General features: G+C 70.6%; 10 protein-coding genes. 2 read left to right on the forward strand and 8 right to left on the reverse strand.

What is annotated here, in order from left to right; translation table 11 throughout:
* Positions 1–2: 2 nt before the first annotated feature.
* On the reverse strand, positions 3–3,617 hold the full coding sequence (locus ABZ780_RS11215) for an ABC transporter ATP-binding protein/permease (protein WP_357485677.1): 3,615 nt from the start codon (positions 3,615–3,617) through the stop codon (positions 3–5).
* Between the two features lie 771 nt (positions 3,618–4,388).
* On the opposite strand from ABZ780_RS11215, the gene ABZ780_RS11220 reads away from it, so the two are divergent.
* Positions 4,389–4,973 carry a hypothetical protein gene (locus ABZ780_RS11220; RefSeq protein ID WP_357485678.1) on the forward strand — a complete coding sequence of 195 codons (585 nt, stop codon included), beginning with the start codon at positions 4,389–4,391 and terminating at the stop codon, positions 4,971–4,973.
* A 246-nt stretch (positions 4,974–5,219) separates the two neighbouring features.
* On the opposite strand, the gene ABZ780_RS11225 is transcribed toward ABZ780_RS11220, so the two are convergent.
* Together ABZ780_RS11225 and ABZ780_RS11230 are read right to left on the reverse strand one after the other, a co-directional pair.
* Complete coding sequence (locus ABZ780_RS11225) at positions 5,220–6,059, reverse strand: GNAT family N-acetyltransferase (RefSeq protein ID WP_357011599.1); 840 nt, start codon at positions 6,057–6,059, stop codon at positions 5,220–5,222.
* Positions 6,060–6,116: 57 nt separating this feature from the next.
* On the reverse strand, positions 6,117–7,340 hold the full coding sequence (locus ABZ780_RS11230) for an MFS transporter (protein ID WP_357485680.1): 1,224 nt from the start codon (positions 7,338–7,340) through the stop codon (positions 6,117–6,119).
* Positions 7,341–7,448: 108 nt separating this feature from the next.
* Here ABZ780_RS11230 and ABZ780_RS11235 point away from each other — a divergent pair, with 108 nt between their 5' ends.
* Entirely contained in the window at positions 7,449–8,030 is a 582-nt protein-coding gene (locus tag ABZ780_RS11235; protein ID WP_357485681.1) for a PadR family transcriptional regulator, read from the forward strand.
* A gap of 73 nt (positions 8,031–8,103) precedes the next feature.
* Here the strand turns inward: ABZ780_RS11235 and ispG are convergent, their stop codons facing one another.
* From ispG to ABZ780_RS11260, 5 genes are all read right to left on the reverse strand, one after another.
* Positions 8,104–9,276, reverse strand: a complete 1,173-nt coding sequence (gene ispG / locus ABZ780_RS11240; RefSeq protein ID WP_357011593.1) for a flavodoxin-dependent (E)-4-hydroxy-3-methylbut-2-enyl-diphosphate synthase — start codon at positions 9,274–9,276, stop codon at positions 8,104–8,106.
* Positions 9,277–9,285: 9 nt separating this feature from the next.
* Complete coding sequence (locus ABZ780_RS11245; RefSeq protein ID WP_357011591.1) at positions 9,286–10,536, reverse strand: site-2 protease family protein; 1,251 nt, start codon at positions 10,534–10,536, stop codon at positions 9,286–9,288.
* The gene (gene dxr, locus ABZ780_RS11250) at positions 10,536–11,747 is read right to left on the reverse strand and encodes a 1-deoxy-D-xylulose-5-phosphate reductoisomerase (protein WP_357485683.1); all 1,212 of its coding nucleotides are present in this window, start codon (positions 11,745–11,747) and stop codon (positions 10,536–10,538) included. Before dxr ends, ABZ780_RS11245 begins: the two co-directional genes overlap by 1 nt.
* Before the next feature lie 163 nt (positions 11,748–11,910).
* Positions 11,911–12,564, reverse strand: a complete 654-nt coding sequence (locus ABZ780_RS11255) for a Uma2 family endonuclease (protein WP_357485684.1) — start codon at positions 12,562–12,564, stop codon at positions 11,911–11,913.
* Between the two features lie 422 nt (positions 12,565–12,986).
* Positions 12,987–16,673, reverse strand: a complete 3,687-nt coding sequence (locus ABZ780_RS11260) for a CARDB domain-containing protein (RefSeq protein WP_357485686.1) — start codon at positions 16,671–16,673, stop codon at positions 12,987–12,989.
* Positions 16,674–17,098 lie beyond the last annotated feature (425 nt).

Genomic DNA, 17,098 nt, shown 5'->3' on the forward strand with positions numbered 1-17,098 from the left:
CGTCAGCCGGCCAGGTGCGACCAGTCACCCTCCAGGTCCCGCCAGGTGCCCTGGGCCGCCACCGTGCCACCGAGCAGCACCACCACGTGATCGGCACGGACCAGCGCCGCCCGCTTCGCGGTCGAGCCGACCACTGTCACCCCGTGCGCCCGCAACGCCTGCCACAGCGCCAGCTCGGTGGTGACGTCCAGCGCCGACGACACGTCGTCGGCGACCAACAGTTCGGTACGCGGTGCCAGCGCCCGAGCCAGCGCCAACCGCTGCAACTGCCCGCCGGAGAGCCGGGTGCCCTTGTGCCCGATGAGCAGCCCCAACCCTCCGCCAGCGGCAGCCAGGTCGTGGTCGAGCTGCGCGGTGCTGACCGCCCCGGCCGCGTCCACCTGGTGCCCGAGCGCGATGTTGTCGGCCACCGTGCCGGACAGCACCCGGGGCAACTGGCCGACGTAGCCGACCTGGTTGGGGCGCAGGAACAGCTCCGGTTCGGTGACCGGGTCGCCGTTCCAGGTCAGCTCACCGGTGTGGTGCACGATCCCGGCCAGCGCCCGCAACAGCGACGACTTGCCCGAGCCGACCGGCCCGACGACCAGCACCAGTTGACCGCGCCGCACGGTCAGGTCCACGTTGCGGACGGCGACCGTACCGTCGGAGTGCACCACCCCGAAGTCGCGCAGCTCCAGGTGGCGCAGCGGATGCCGGGGCGGCATGCTCGGCGCGGGCGCTGTCCCGGCGGCCAGGTCGACCGCCGGCACCCCCTCGGAGTACACGTTCGCCCCGGTCATCGCCACCGTGCGTCGGGTCCAGACCCGCGCCGACGGCAACTGGGAGATCAACGACGCTGTCGTCCAGGCGAACCAACGGGCCGCGCCCAGGGTGGAGACGGCCACCAGCACCGCCCCGGCGGAGAGCCCACCGCTCAGATAGAGCGCCCACGCGCCGATCGGCAACAGCCCGCTGGCCACCGACGGCGTGGAGCGCGACCACACCTGCACCGAGATCTCCCGCCGCTGCCGGTCGCTGCGCAGCGCGTCCAGGGCCGCCAGGTGGTGTAGCACCGCCGCGGTCGCACCGGCGAGCTTCACCGTCCGCGCCGCCGAGAGCGCGGAGACCAGCGCGGTGGCGAAGGCGGCCCGCGCCGCCACCGTCGCTCGGGCCGCGCGCTCCAGCGTCGGCCCGAACAGCGTCGCGGCCAGCCCGGAGACGACCATCGTGCCGAGGAAGAACAACGCCGGTACGACGCTGCCGGTGACCGCCGTCATGGCGACCACCAGGACCACCGCGACGGCCTGGTCCAGCACGTTGTCGGCGAGCTGCACCACCCGCTCGGTGTCGCCGCCCTGCGCCACCACCTCGGCCGGGGTGTGCGAGCTGACCCGGCGCGGCCCAGTCTGACCGTGCACCAGACGCAGGCCGATCCGCAGCATCTGCCGCACCCACCACTGCGGGAACCAGACATGGGTGTAGAACGGCACCGGCAGGGTGACCAGCAGCCCGGCCACGATCCCCACCGCCGGCAGGTACGGGTCGCCGGTCCCGTCGACCAGGTCGGCCCAGAGCCAGGGCAGCACGGGACCGTCCAACCCCAGCAGGGTGACCACGAGGAACAGCCCGACCGCGGCCAGCCCGTACCGGGGATCGTTGGTGCAGAGCCGGGCGATCTCCCGCAGCGTCCGAGCCGGCGGCACCGGCGGCAGCGGCGGCGGATCGGCACGGGTCGGCGCGCCCTGCGCGCCCAGCCCGCTCAGCTCTGCCCGCTCGCTCAGCTCTCTTCGCTCGTCCAGCTCTCTTCGCTCGCCCTGCTCGATCCGCTCGGCCAGCTCGATCCGCTCGGCGGCCTCCACCGACGCGAGCGCCGGCCCGGTCGGCCAGGCGGCGGCCGGGTCGGGGCCGACCAGCAAGTCGATGCCGGCACCGCCGCGGCCGGTCGGCGCCGCTGCCGCGTACGCGGCGGCGTGACTGGTCGCCAGCAGTTCGGCGAAGCGCGTCGACGTCGCCAGCGGACCGGCCTCGACCACCGCGCCGTCGGCCAGCACCACCACCTCGTCACAGCGGCGCACAGAGGAGAGGCGGTGGGCGATGACGATCCCGATCCGGTCGCGCAGCAGTCGTTCGGTGGCCCGCTGCACCCGTGCCTCGGTGACCGGGTCCAGCCGTGCGGTGGCCTCGTCGAGGATCACCACGTGCGGCTCCCGGACCAGGATCCGGGCGAAGGCCACCAGCTGCTCCTGACCGGCGGAGAGCACGTGCCCACCCTCCCCCAACCGGGTCGCCAGCCCGTCCGGCAGCTCGGCGATCCAGCCGGCGAGGCCCAACTCGTCCAACGCCCGGGCGGCGGCATCGAGCAGCTCCGGGTCGAAGAGCGCGACGTTCTCGGCGAGCGTGCCGGCAAGGATCTCGGTGCGCTGCGGCACGAGTGCCACCCAGCGGCGCAACTGCTCGACGTCGAGGTCGCACAGGTCGGTGCCGCCGAGGAAGACCGTTCCGGGCGGCACGTCGACGGCCCTGGTGAGCACCTTCGCCAGAGTCGACTTGCCGGAGCCGGTGCGCCCGATCAGCGCGTACGAACGGCCGCGCGCGAAGGTGAGGCTGAGCCCGCGCAGCGCGGCCCCCCGGCCGCCCTCCTCGCCGCTCACCTGGTACCCGAACGTCAGATCACGGATACGCAGATCACCCTCGGTCGGGCTGGCTCCGCCGACGGGCTCCTGCCGGGACTTCTGAAGCAACTGCACCCGGGCCCACGCGCCGAGGGCCTCCTGGATCTCCGGCACCATCCGGCTGACGTGCTCCGCGGTGGCCCCGAAGGCCAGAGCGAGCAGCCAGATGGCGGTGAGGCGGGCGGCGTCGACCCGGTCGGTGGCCAGCGCCCACGCCCCGCCGAGCACCACCACGCCGATGCCAGCCCGGATCGTCGCGGTGGCGGCCGTGGCCACCCGCGCGGACAACACCCAGACCACGCGGCCCCGGGACAGCACAGCGGCTGCCCGCTGGGCGTACAGGCGCAGCACATAAGGCCGGGCCAGACTGGTCCGTACGTCATCCTGGCCGTGCACCGCCTCCTCCATCACCGCGGCCAGGTCCGACCAGGCCTCCTCCTCGGCCATCCGGGCCGGGCCGATCCGCGCCGTGGGCCGGCGCAGCCCGACCGCGAGCACCACCGTGAGCAGCAGCATCGCGACACCCGCCGGCCACCACACGGCCAGCGCGACGACCATCGACAGCAGACCGACGCAGAGGCCCTGCGCGAGCCGGGTGCCCTGGTTACGCACCGCCGACGCCACCTGGTAGACGTCCCCGTCGATGCGGTCGAGCATCTCGCCCACCGGGGTGGTCTCCAGGGTGGGCAGGTCCTGCCCGAGGGCAATCCGGCAGAGCCGGCGGCGCACGTCAGCGGACCAGTCGGCGGTCAGGCCGGCCATCAGCAGGCTCACCGCGAGGTCGCTGAGCACCACGGCGACGAGCGCCGCGGCCAGCACGGTGAAGAAGGCGGCCGAGCGATGCACCAGCACCGCGCCCGCGAGCGCCGACGCGCCGGCCTGGCCGGCCGCGCCGAGCACGATCAGGACCGCCACCAATGTCATACGACGTGAAGAGGTGCCCCACAGATCACGGAGCAGGCGCATGGGTGTCCCCCCGGACGTGGTTGGCGGCGACCCCAGCGTGCCGGTACGGAGCAGGTCCACTCAACCGATTTACCGGCCCTGAGCAGGACCTCCGGTCAGGGCCGCACGACCCGACGGACGATGGCGATATGCCACCGCAGGTCGGAAATCGGCCAGCGGGCCTCTCGTCGGAGATCGCCCGAGGTGATCGACTCCGTATCGCCGACAGTGCGGTATCCCGTGCCGACGATGCCCCCATGTCGGGGACCTGGAGTTGACCATCCCCAAGCGGTCCGGTCCGGACACCGGAACGCCGGCGCATCGCGCGCCCGATGTCCGGTATCTGCCCCTATAAGCCGTGACGGGCGTCACAGGGTTGGTGGAATGGGGGCCGGCCCGGGGTCGTTACATACCCTGACGATCGCAGGACCACGGCCCTGCGCCCCCGCTCGCCGGGGGTTGGCAAGCCGCTCGGGGTTGGAATGCTGGTCCCCGCCCGGTCGTTACATCCCCACGGACGACCGCACCGGTTCGACGGGCCCCCGGAATGGCCCCGGCCCCTCGGTCGTTACAACCCCCACGATCGAGGTTCGACGTGTGGATGGGCCGCTCCCCGGAATGACCCCGGCCCGCCGGTCGTTACACATGGACCCGGCGCCACGAGCCCCCCGCCCGTAGGCCGCCGACGTTAAGACTCTCCCCCCGTTTGTGCAGCGCCGGACGAGGTGCTCACACCCGCGCCACCGTCCCCCTGGTGGGTGGGTGTCCTTACCCCCGAAGGAGCTAACCCTCATGAACACGATCATTCGTAAGAGTGTGCTGTCTGTTGCTGGTCTCGCGTTCGCCGGTGGCGTCTTCGCCGGCCCGATCGCCCACGCCGCCACCCCGGTGGATGCCAAGCCGGCAGCGGTCGCCGTGCAGGCTGACAAGCCCGACACCGCCAAGCTGATCCCGCACGGCGTGCAGGGCGCCCAGTCGCACATCACCCTCAACGACGAGCAGACCGCCAACGTCAAGGCGATCATCGCCGCGACGAAGAAGGCCGGCCTGCCGGAGCGGGCTGCGGTGATCTCGATCGCGACGAGCTTGCAGGAGTCGAAGTTGGAGAACCTGGGCCACCTGGGTGACCGTAACGACCACGACTCGCTGGGCCTGTTCCAGCAGCGCCCGTCCAGTGGTTGGGGCACGCCGGAGCAGATCACCGACCCCGACTACTCCACCACCGCCTTCCTCAAGGGCCTCAAGCAGGTCGACGGTTGGCAGGACATGCCGCTGACCGACGCCGCGCAGACCGTGCAGGTCTCGGCCTACCCGGACGCCTACGCCCAGTGGGAGCAGCAGGCCGCCGACCTCGTCGGCCAGTACTGGAACAGCTGACCCCCTCGCACGACACCGACCGCTGGCCGGCACCCCGAGCACGGGGCGCCGGCCAGCGGCATGTCACCTCCAGATCTTGGACAGTTTCCGTTAGCAGGGCCCGCCCGGATAACGGAAACTGTCCAAGATCTGCTGACCGAGCCCAGCCACGGCGGCCAGGCCAGGCCCAGGGCCGGGCCGGGCCGGGCCGGGCCGAAGGCAACCCGCGCCCGGGGGGGCTGACCCGCCCACGAGAGAGGTCGGCGGTTAGAAGAGGATTGTGGCGAGGGTGCCGATCGGCTGGAAACCGCAGCGCTCGTAGACCCGGCGGGCTGGCAGGTTGAAGTCGTTGACGTACAGGCTGACCGTGGGGGCGACCCGCAGCAGCGCGTCGCGGACCACGGCCGCCATGGCGGCGGCGGCGATGCCCCGGCCCCGCCACTCGGGCGCCACCCAGACTCCCTGGACCTGCGCGGTCCGCTTGGTCACGACGGCCAGTTCGGCCTTGAACACGACCTTGCCGTCGACGAACCGGGCGTACGCGCGGCCGGAGCGGACCAGGTCGTTGACCCTGCGGCGGTAGCTGCGCCCGGCGTCCTCGGCCAGCGGGGAGACGCCGACCTCCTCGGTGTACATCGCCACGGCTGCTGGAAAGAGTCGGTCGACCTCGCCGGAGCGGACCTGACGTACCTCCGGGTCGGCGGGGATGGCCGGCAGTGTCTCGGTGGCCAGCAGCGGCTGGTTGGGGCGGACGTCTCGCGCTGGCCCCCACGTGTCGGAGAGCCGGTCCCAGAGACCGAGGACGGCGTCAGCCCGGCCGACGATCGAGGAGCAGAGCCGCTCCTCCCCCGCGAGCAGGTCGGCGAAGGCCGCAACGGCGGCGTCGTTGGCGAGCACCGGGGTCAGGTTGCCGCCGAGCCAGCAGAGTGATTCGAGGTTGCGCCGCGCACCGTACCCCAGGATTCTGCCCTCGGCCCGCCACCAGGACAGCCCGCGCGCGGTGATTCGCTCAGCGACCTGCGCGCTCGCGAACGGGTCACGGTCAAGCAGTCGCTCGACCGCGCGGCGTTCCGATTCTCCCAGTTGCCGTACCGGCACCGTCAGCACGTGTACCAGCCTGCCAGATCGGAACCCCGCCCCGCCGGCCGAGTGACGAGCCCGGCCTCAGACGGGCACGGGCTCGGCAGGAAGGCTGGTCGGTCGGGTGCGGCCGGCCCACCGGACGACCGGGGGCACCAGAGCCCCGAGCAGGAGGAACAGCCCACCGAGCAGCAACCAGCCCGGTACGCCCCAACCGAGTGCGAGGCTGGTCACGACGACTGGAGCGAGCATCTTGCCCAGTTCGTACCCCATGCCGTAGGCCCCCTGGTACTGCCCCTGTGCGTCGGCGGGTGCCAGCCCGAAGGAGATTCCCCACCCGGCTGCCGAATGCCACAACTCCCCGATGACGTGCGCCAGTGACCCGCAGCAGAGCAGGGCGACGGCGGCCACTGTGGGCAGCGTCCCGCTGGCGGCGAAGAGTACGCAGGCCAGCGCGATGGCGACCCCGGCTCGGCGGGAGGCGCGGGCGGCTCCCGGCAGGGTGACGGCGCTGCGGGCGGCGCGTACCTGCAGGAGCACCACCAGCAGGGTGTTGACCAGCGTCAACCCGGAGATCATCCAGGCGGGTGCCCGGGTGTGCCCGGCGATCCACAGCGGCAGGGCGATGGTGAGCAGGCTGAAGTGCATGGACATCAGCCCGTCGAGCAGGGTGAAGGCGAGGAACGGGCGGTCCCGCAGGGCGATCAGGCGGGGGCCCTGGGTGGGGGCGGCGACCGGCGCGACGGTGGGCAGTCGGAGGAAGACCAGTGCCGCGCCCAGCGACGCGGCCGCCGCGGTCAGGATCAGCGCGACGTACCCGGTGCGGGTGTCGGCGGCGATGGCGAAGCCGCCGAGGACGGCGCCGACGGAGATGCCGACGTTGGTGGTTGCCCGCAGGTAGGCGCGGGTGTGCACCCGCTGGTCGGCGGGGATCGCGCCGGCGATCAGCGCGCCCCGGGCGCCGCGCTCAATAGCGTCGGCGAGTGCCGTGGCGGCGCCCACCACCAGGAAGGCGGCGAACGAGCGGACGGTGATCAGGCCGGCGGTCAGGGTGCCGGCGGCGATCAGCCCGCCGACCTGCGCGCCGCGCGGCCCGATGCGGTCGGCCAGGTAGCCGCTGGGCGCGCTGGCGAGTACGCCGACGAGCGCCGAGATGGTCAGCCCGACACCCACCTGGGTTGGCGATAGGCCGACCGACCGGGTGAGGAAGAGCGCGCTTGCGACCAGCCAGAGGCCCCGCCCGACGGTCTTGACCAGGGTGCCGAGGGTGAGGGTCCGGGCCGGGCCGGGTGGGGGAAGCAGTCGCATGCCCGGACTTTAACAAGACGTACGTACGGTTTGCAGTCCCTCCCTTGTCGGCGATGCATTGCCGATATATCGTTGATGCATCAGCGATAGTTACAGGAAGGATCGGACATGAGATTCCATCGACAGCACCACCCGATGCACGAGGCCCGGATGCGCGGCTTCGGCTTCCCACCGTTCCCGCCCGGTCCGCCCGGCCACGGCCACGGCGGGCCCTGGGGTGGACGCGGTCGTGGGCGCGGCAGGGGCCGCCGTCCCAACGTTCGGGGCGCCGTGCTGGCCCTGCTCACTGAGCGGCCGATGCACGGCTACGAGATGATCCAGGAGATCGACTCCCGCACCGGCGGTGCGTGGCGCCCGAGCCCCGGCTCGATCTACCCCACCCTCCAACTCCTGGAGGACGAGGGCGTGATCGTCGCCAGCACCGAGGAGTCCGGCGGCGGGCGGAAGCGGTTCACGGTCACCGAGGCGGGTCAGGCCGAGGCCACCGCGGCCGCGCAGACCCCGCCGTGGGCGGACGTCGCCGAGGGCACTGTGAGCAGTTGGCACGACATCCGCGACTCGGGCGCGCAGGCGATGAACGCGCTACGTCAGGTGATGATGAACGGCACCGACGACCAGCGTGAGCGGGCCGCCCAGGTGCTCGACGAGACGCGGCGCAAGCTGTACGCGATCCTCGCCGAATCCGAGTGACGCGCGGCAGCACCGCACAGAAAAGCGGCCGTCTCCCCCTCGGGGAAGACGGCCGCTTTTTCCAAATGGAAAATCAGTGCACGGTGACGGTCGGGCCGGTGACCAGCCCGCGCAGCTCCTCGGGAAGCTCGGCGCCCATCTCGTCGGCGATCCGCAGCGCCTCCTCGATCAGCGTCTCCACGATCTGCGCCTCGGGCACCGTCTTGACGACCTTGCCCTTGACGAAGATCTGGCCCTTGCCGTTGCCGGAGGCGACGCCGAGGTCGGCCTCACGGGCTTCGCCCGGGCCGTTGACGACGCAGCCCATGACGGCGACCCGCAGCGGCACCGGCAGCCCTTCCAGGCCGGCGGTGACCTCCTCGGCGAGCTTGTAGACGTCCACCTGGGCCCGCCCGCAGGACGGGCAGGAGACGATCTCCAGGCCGCGTTCGCGCAGGCCCAGCGACTCCAGGATCTGGTTGCCGACCTTGATCTCCTCCACCGGCGGGGCGGAGAGCGACACCCGGATGGTGTCGCCGATGCCCTCGGCGAGCAGCGCGCCGAAGGCGACCGCCGACTTGATGGTGCCCTGGAAGGCCGGGCCGGCCTCGGTGACACCCAGGTGCAGCGGGTAGTCGCACTGCTCGGCCAGCTGCCGGTACGCGCGGATCATCACGACCGGGTCGTTGTGCTTGACCGAGATCTTGATGTCGCGGAACCCGTGCTCCTCGAACAGCGAGCACTCCCACAGCGCCGACTCGACGAGCGCCTCGGCGGTGGCCTTGCCGTACTTGGCCAGCAGCCGCTTGTCCAGTGAGCCCGCGTTGACGCCGATCCGGATCGGCGTACCGGCGGCGGAGGCCGCTGCCGCGATCTCCTTGACCTTGTCGTCGAACTGGCGGATGTTGCCCGGGTTGACCCGGACCGCCGCGCAGCCGGCGTCGATGGCGGCGAAGACGTACTTCGGCTGGAAGTGGATGTCGGCGATCACCGGGATCTGCGACTTCTTGGCGATCGCGGGCAGCGCCTCGACGTCGTCCTGGGACGGCACCGCCACCCGGACGATCTGGCAGCCGGACGCGGTCAGCTCGGCGATCTGCTGGAGGGTCGCGTTGACGTCGGAGGTGAGGGTCGTGGTCATCGACTGCACGGACACCGGCGCACCGCCGCCCACGGGGACCGAACCGACCATGATCTGGCGGCTGGCCCGGCGGGGAGCGAGCGGCGGGGGCGGCGCGGCGGGCATACCGAGACTGATTGCGGTCACTTCAGGCACTCACCTTGAGAAGAGCGTGATCGGGTTGACGACATCCGCGGCGATGGTCAGCAGCGTGAACGCGCCACCGATCAGGATCACCACGTACGTGAAGGGCATCAGTTTGAGGTAGTCGACCCGGCCCGGATCGGCCCGGCCGATCCGAGCGTAGACCCACGAGCGGACCCGTTCGAACCAGGCGACGGCGATGTGGCCGCCGTCCACCGGGAGCAGCGGCAGCAGGTTGAACACACCGATGAAGAAGTTCAGCGACACGAAGAGCATGAAGAAGACCAGCCAGGCGTTGTTCTCCACGGCCTCGCCGCCGAGCCGGCTCGCGCCGACCACGCTGATCGGGGTGTCGATGTCCCGCTCGCCGCCGGTGAGGGCGGTCCACAGGGCGGGGACCTTCTGCGGGAGGCGTTGCAGTGCCTGGGCGGTGCCGACGGCCAACTGGCCGGTGAAGTCGGCGGTGGCTCCGAAGGCGCCGACCGGCCCGTACGTCACGCGGGTGGGGGTGCTGGGGACGAGGCCGACGCCGAGTGCGGCCACCGGCGCGGCGGCGCCGGTCGGGTTGTCCAGCGGCGGGCGCTGGGTCTGCGCGAGCACCGTGCTGGTGTTGCCCGGCTGCCCGTCGCGGACGTACTGGATCTGCGCGGTGTCCCCCGGCTTGAGGTTGCGCAGGGTGGTGAGCAGGTCGCCGTAGTTGGCGATCGGCGTCCCGTTGATCGCGGTGATCCGGTCGCCGTCGCGCAGTTGCGCCTGGGCGGCGGGGCTGGCGGCGTCGGCGGGGGTGCACGCCCGCGCGGCGTTCTCCGGCACCACGCATTCGCTGAGCTGGATGACCGCGGGCTCCTGGCGGGCCTGCGCGTCGGTGGTCGGGAAGTCCGGGTTGGGCAGGCCGGCGGAGACGGCGAGGATCCAGATGGTGATCAGGGCGAGCGCGAAGTGCGTGATCGACCCGGCGGCCATCACGATCGTCCGCTTCCAGACCGGGTAGCGCCACATCACCCGCGACTCGTCGCCCGGCTCGACGTCGTCGTCCTGCGGGGTCATCCCGACGATCTTGCAGAAGCCGCCGAGGGGGATGCCCTTGAGGCCGTACTCGGTCTCACCTCGCTTGAACGACCAGATGGTGGGGCCGAAGCCGACGAAGTACTTGGTGACCTTCATCCCGAATGCCTTGGCGGTGAGCAGGTGCCCCGCCTCGTGCAGACTCACCGAGATGAGGATGGCCAGGGCGAAGAGAACCACCCCGAGCAGGTACGACATCAAGCTCCTTCCACCGAACCCGCGATGATCTCCTGCGCGTGCGCGCGTGCCCACGACTCAGCCGCGAGCACGTCCTCGACGGTACCTGGTTCGGCGAAGTCCGGAGCGTCCTCCAACACGCGTTGCAGGGTGTCGACGATGCCGAGGAACGGCAGCCGGCCCGCCACGAACGCCGCCACGCACTCCTCGTTCGCCGCGTTGTAGATCGCCGGGCGGCTGCGCCCGGCCTCCCCCGCGGCCTTCGCGAGGGCGACGGCCGGGAACGCCTCGTCGTCCAGCGGCGCGAACTCCCAGGTGTGCGCGGCCGTCCAGTCGACCGCGGCGGCGGCCTCGGGCACCCGGTCCGGCCAGCCGATGCCGAGGGCGATCGGCAGCCGCATGTCCGGTGGGCTGGCCTGGGCGATCGTCGAGCCGTCGACGAACTCGACCATGGAGTGGATCACCGACTGCGGATGCACCATGACGGTGATGTCGACATACGGCACGTCGAACAGCTCGTGCGCCTCGATCACCTCCAAGGCCTTGTTGACCATGGTCGCGGAGTTGATCGTGACGACCGGACCCATGTTCCAGGTCGGGTGCGCGAGGGCCTGCTCGGGTGTGACCTGCATCAACTCGTCGCGGCCCCGACCCCGGAACGGGCCGCCGCTGGCCGTGACGATCAACCGCCGCACCTCACCGCGCGTCCCGGACCGCAGGCACTGGGCCAACGCCGAATGCTCCGAGTCGACCGGGACGATCTGCCCCGGCCGCGTCACCGCGGCCTTGACCAGCGGGCCGCCGGCCACGAGCGACTCCTTGTTGGCCAACGCGAGAGTACGGCCACAGCGCAGCGCGGCCAGCGTAGGAGCGAGGCCCAGCGAGCCGACCACCCCGTTGAGCACGATGTCGCACGGCCACTGGGCCAGCTCGGTCATCGCGTCGGGGCCGGCCACGATCTTGGGAAGCTTGAAGTCGCCGGTGGCCCACCCGCGCCGGCTCGCCTCGGCATAGAACGCGAGCTGGAGATCCTGCGCGGCGGACGCCTTCGCCACCCCGACCGCCTCGACACCCAACTCGAGGGCCTGCGCGGCGAGCAGTTCGACGTTGCCGCCGCCCGCACCGACCGCGACCACCCGGAACCGGTCCGGGTTACGCCGAACGATGTCGATGGCCTGCGTGCCGATCGAACCGGTGGACCCGAGCAGGACGAGGTCGCGGGGGGAAGTCACCCGGCCATTCTTCCCCACCCCCGCTGCACGCCCGCTGGGAGCCTCAGCCCTCCCCGCCCACCTGCGGATCGACGGCCACCTCCGGCCGATGATCGACTCGACTTCACGGAAGTCGGGGTATCCCGCGCATCCGGACACCCCGACTTCGCCGAACTCGTGTCGATCAAGCGTTGTCGTCAGCCGAGTCACCGGCGGTCGCGTCTGGCGGCGCCTCCTCGCCGAGCAGGTCACCCGGGTCGATGGAGAACTCAAACGGCTCCCGCATGACGAACCGCGTCCCGGCAGCGGCGGCAGCCACCGGCCGGTACTCCCCCTCGGTCAACTCGTACAACGCGATGGTGGGCACCCGATTGCGCAGGTCGACCCGGAGGAAGAAGGGCACGCCGACTGCGGCGTACTCACGCGGGCGGTCGATGATGTCCTTGCGCCGATTCCCGGGAGAGACGATCTCACCCAACAGCACCGCGTGCCTGATGTTCATCGTCGTTCGGCCGCCACCCGGCGCGTCGAGAATGACGATGTCCGGAATGAAGAGATTCTCGCCCGAGACGACGTTCGCCTCAAGATAGAGCCACAACTTGGCGCGGCGGGCTGCCTGCTTGAGGTGATAGGCGAGATCCAGCTCCGCGTCCTGATGGTCATACCCGGCATGTGGTGTCACGATCACGCTTCCGCTCAGGACCTCAACCTTGGGGCCGTTGGTCTCCGGCAACAGGTCGAGGGCGAGCTGCGCGGTCCACGGCTCGTCGTGCCACCGCAGCACGTCGAACGACGGCTCGGTGTGCTGCGGCGCCGGCTCGAACGCTGCCTGGGCCATCCGGGCTCACCCCCTCAGCGGGACAATCTGCTCAGCTCAGCCTAGCCACCGCAGCCCGCACGACGCGTCATCGCACACCGAGTCCGCCACCGAAGACGAATGGACTGCGACAACAGAAATGCTCGCGCGGCTCGCGCAGATCCTGGACAGTTTCCGTCATCGCGAGGCTGGCTGACACCGTGAACTCGACGAAGGCGGTCCAGGGCGAGGGGGTGAAGGTCAGCGCCGTGGCCGTGGCGCTACGCGATTCGCTCGGTCACCTCGCCGTCGTCGACTCCTGCGCGGCGACGCCCGACGATGGTCGACTCCAGATCGCCGATATCGGGGTATCCCCGGCGCTGGGACACCCCGATATCGGCGAAACGGTGTTGATCAAGGGAAAGCGGGTGACCGAGGGCCGCCGGAGCGGCCCTCGGTCCGGACTAGCCGCCGTTGATAACGAACTGCGAGCCGGGCTGGACGACGATGTTGCCGTCGGCCGAGTTGGTGATGGTCACGTTCGTGAGGTTGGCGTTGCCGCGCGCACCGCCCATCGCGAGGATGCCGGCACCGTTGTTGGACTTGTCGATCCGCACGTTGGTGATCGCCACGTTCGGCATGTTGCCACCACCGTTCTTGAACTGGATCCCGTCGTACGTCGAGTCGACGATCTCGGTGTCCCGGATGGTGACGCCGACGATGTCCCTGGTCGCGGGGAAGAGGGTGATGGCACCGAACTCCTGGTCCTCGTTCCAGAACGCGCCGCCGGTGCGGTAGAGCCCGTTGTTGGCGATCAGCGTCGTCCCGGAGAAGGGCAGCGGGTCGTGGTCGGTCGCCAGCATGATGCCCGGGTAGTTCGCGGTGTCGTAGATCAGGTTGTTCTCGATCGAGTTGTCGTAGCCGCCGTAGATGGCGATGCCGTTCGCCCGCCAGGGCAACTGGATGGTGTTGTTGACGAAGTGGTTGTCGTGCGCGATGTCGACGCTGCGGTCCTTGACGTACGGGTTGGCCCAGACGGCAAGCGCGTCGTCACCGGTGGTCCGGAAGGACGAGTTGAACACCCGCGAGTTCCGCGTGCCGTTGCTGAAGTTGATGCCGTCGGCGTACGTGTTGCGGATCCGCATGCCGCTGAACTCCAGCCCGTCGGCCGGCCCCCAGAGATCGGGGATGTTGTCGTAGTCGCGGCCCACCCAGACACCCACGTTGGCGTGCTCGATCCAGACGTTGCTGATCCGGGTGCCGGTGCCGAAGCGACCGTTGAGTCCGACGCCACCCTCGGCGTTGCCGTCACCGCCACGGATCCGACCCGAGCCGAAGATGGCGATGTCGGAGATCTGGGTGTTCTTGTCGATGTCGAAGCCGAAGTTGCCCTCGTGCGGGTGGTTGATGCCGCCCGCGTTCTGCGGCTCGGTCAGCGTGTAGAGCTGCGAGTGCCACATCCCGGCGCCCCGGATGGTGACGTTGCTGATGCCGACCTGGTTGTGCGTGCCCCGGTTCAGCGGGTCGTCGGTCAGGATCTTCTGCTCCTGCCGCCACTGCCCGGCGGGAATCCAGACGCAGCTGATGACACCGTTCTGGTCGTCGGTCACGGCCCGCTGGATGGCGGCGGTGTCGTCGAGCCCGTCGTTCGGGACCGCGCCGTACGCGGTGATCGACGTGCAGCCGGCCGGCTGGCTCGCCGCCGGTGCCACCTGCTCCAGGTCGATCATGTCGATGACGTAGAACGAGGCGGTGTCACCCGAGTCGCGCTGCAACTTGAACCGGGTGCCGGCCGGGTACGACTGCGCCAGCAGCGCGTTCGACTCGTCGAACAACCGCCGGGCGTCGGCCTGTGGCGTGTTGGTCAACGACTCCGGCTGGTCGCTGTTGCCGTAGAGCCAACTGTGGCGCGACGACAGGGTCAGCTTCCGGGAGAAGACGTCGTTGACGTAGAGGCTGATGGTCGCCTCGATGCCGCCGCCACCGGGCGCGTCCGGGATGGAGTTGCGCACCACGATCGAGTTGGCCTGGTTGGTGGAGGTGAACTCCACGAACTGGCCGGTGCTGTTCAGGCGTACCGACTTGCGGCCCGAGGACTCGGTGGCGAAGTTGGTGTGCCCGAAGGTGCGCAGCGGGTCGGTCTCCAACAGCGTGCCCTGGTAGCGGGCGCCCTCCGCCTCGTAGGAGACGTACGGGACCGCCGCTCCCCGCCCGACCACGATCGACTGGCTGAGGGCGTTGTTGGTCTCGTTGGTCTCGGTCACCGCGTTGGTGGCGTCGGCGGTGGCGGTGATGGTGGCGCCACCGCTGGTGGCAGTCCAACTGCCGGTGACGGCGACGGTGACCGTCGCGCCGGCCGCGATCGAGGCGGTGGTGGTGTTGAGGGTGGTGCCGCCCACCACCAGCCGGGTGACAGTGGTCGCGCCGGTCGCGGTGGTGCCGCGGTTGCGGACCGACACGGTGAAGGTGACGGACGCCCCAACGGCCGGGTTCGGCGGGTTGGAGGCGATGCTCAGCACCTGGAGATCGGGCCCCGGTGCCTGCGCGACCACCAGCGGCGACGGTGCGGTGAAGCTGTTGTTGCCGTTGTTCTGCTCGACGATCGTGTTCGCCGGGTCGACCACCGCCGCGACGGCGTAGCTGCCCATCGGTCGCGTACCGGCGTTGAACGACACGGTGGTCGACGCGCCCGCGCCGAGCGCGCCCACCGTGGCGCTGCCGACGACCGTGCCGGCCAGGCTGAAGTTCACCGTGGTCGCTCCGGCAGCGGCGGACCCGACGTTCTGCACGACGGCCGAGAGCGTGACCGGGCTGACCTCGCTGGGTGACGTCGGCGACCAGGTCAGCGAGCTGATGACCAGGTCCGGGTTGGGTGCCGGGGTGCCACACACCTCAAGCTCGGCCACCTGGCCGGATGGGGCGCCGGTGTTGCCGGTGAACCGCAACTGCACGTCCGCGGTGGTCGCGGTGACCGGGATGCTCACCACGTTGACGCCCTGGACGAACTGGTAACTCGCCGCCGACACCAGGTTGGTGTACGCGGACGAGGCCTGGTCGCGGCCGAGGACCTGGATGGTCTGGGTACGGGTGCCCCAGGCCGGGTCCGGGTTGAGTTTGACGGTGACGCCGGAGATGGCATGGTTCGCGCCCAGCGCCACGGTCAGGTTCTGCGGGTAGCTGGCCGCGCCCTCCCAGTACGTGCCGAGCTGCCCGTCGTTCGCCTTCTCGGGGGTGAAGGTGAAGGTGGAGCCGCTCGCCGTCATGCTCTTGCCCTGCGCCACGTTGGTGCAGGGCGGCGGGTTGCTACCGGTCCGGGTCACCGTATTGCTGTTACCGGACAGGTTGCCCGCGCCGTCGCGGGCACGGACGTAGTACGACACGGTGGCCGTCGCCGGCTGGGTGTCCTGGTAGGTGAGCACCGTGCCCAGCGTCGCGATCAGGCTGCCGTTGCGGTAGACGTCGTAGCCGGCCAGCCCGCTGCCACCGGAGTCGGTCGAGGCGCCCCAGTTGAGGGTGATCGTGCTGCCCGACGTGCTCTGCGACAGCGTCCCCGGGACACTCGGCGCGGTGGTGTCACCGCTGGTGCCGCCGCCGTACACCTCCAGCTCGGAGAGTTGCCCGGCCGGCCAGCCGCTGTTGGCGGTGATGGTGATCCGCACATAGCGGGTGGCGGCCTGGTTGACGTTGATCGTGACCGTGCTGCCGCTCGCCGGGTTGAACGTGTACGTCTGCGACGCGACCAGGTCGGTGAACGACGACCCGTTGGCGCTGCCCCGCACGCTCAACGTCTGCGTCCGGGTCGCCCAACCGGCGGTCGGCAGCTTCAGCACGACCTGGTTGACGGTCTGCGACGAGCCGAGATCGACCTGCACCCACTGGGGGAAGGAGTTGTTGACGCTCTCCCAGTAGCTGCCCGCGTTGCCGTCGACGACCCTCGACGAGTCGTAGACGTCGGCGTGGCCGCTCTCCTGGGTGGGGCGGCCCTGGGCGAGGTTGGTGGCCGCCGGGGCGAAGCTGGCGCTCGGTGCGGCCGCCACGTCGGCGGGGCGGGCGGCACTGGCCGGGTTCGCGAGGGCGGTGACCCCTGCGGTGGCGATCAGCGTGGCCGCGGCTGTCGCCGCCACCATCCGGAACAGATTCGTTCGTCTCATCACTGTCCTTGTCGTCGGGGACGGGTGCGGTGAGGGGGGCCGGCGCCGAGGGATGCGAGGAAGACGGGGTACGGGTGGCGCGGGGGCGCCACCCGCCCTGGGACACCAGGTGGGTACGACCATCAACGGACCCCTCTCAGGGGTCCGTTGAATCTTCCGGGGTAGTGCGCGGAATCGCGCATGTGTTTGTCGAAATCTTGCGCGACTTTGGCCAAAGGTTACTGACGTGCTACGAGAGCGTCAACACTTCGACCGCCTTGACTATTGATGGCCATGCGCGCCCTGTGGCTGCCACCGCCGGCGTCACGGCAACCTCAGCCCGGTCGGGGCTGGTCGCCAAAGGGTGATGCCGATGAGTCATCACGATGACTCACCGGCATCACGTTCCTCGGTGCGTTGGGCCCCTCGCGCGGCCGTGCGGGCAC

Origin of the sequence: Micromonospora sp. NPDC047467 (genome assembly GCF_040643095.1) — a bacterium.
GTDB lineage: Bacteria > Actinomycetota > Actinomycetes > Mycobacteriales > Micromonosporaceae > Micromonospora.

What these genes read in the sequence shown, in the direction of transcription:
- ABZ780_RS11230 (WP_357485680.1), bottom strand. Translation starts at nt 7,340, where the DNA reads ATGCGACTGCTTCCCCCACCCGGCCCGGCCCGGACCCTCACCCTCGGC.
- ABZ780_RS11235 (WP_357485681.1), top strand. Translation starts at nt 7,449, where the DNA reads ATGAGATTCCATCGACAGCACCACCCGATGCACGAGGCCCGGATGCGC.
- ABZ780_RS11245 (WP_357011591.1), bottom strand. Translation starts at nt 10,536, where the DNA reads ATGTCGTACCTGCTCGGGGTGGTTCTCTTCGCCCTGGCCATCCTCATC.
- ABZ780_RS11215 (WP_357485677.1), bottom strand. Translation starts at nt 3,617, where the DNA reads ATGCGCCTGCTCCGTGATCTGTGGGGCACCTCTTCACGTCGTATGACA.
- ABZ780_RS11255 (WP_357485684.1), bottom strand. Translation starts at nt 12,564, where the DNA reads ATGGCCCAGGCAGCGTTCGAGCCGGCGCCGCAGCACACCGAGCCGTCG.
- ABZ780_RS11260 (WP_357485686.1), bottom strand. Translation starts at nt 16,673, where the DNA reads ATGAGACGAACGAATCTGTTCCGGATGGTGGCGGCGACAGCCGCGGCC.
- ABZ780_RS11220 (WP_357485678.1), top strand. Translation starts at nt 4,389, where the DNA reads ATGAACACGATCATTCGTAAGAGTGTGCTGTCTGTTGCTGGTCTCGCG.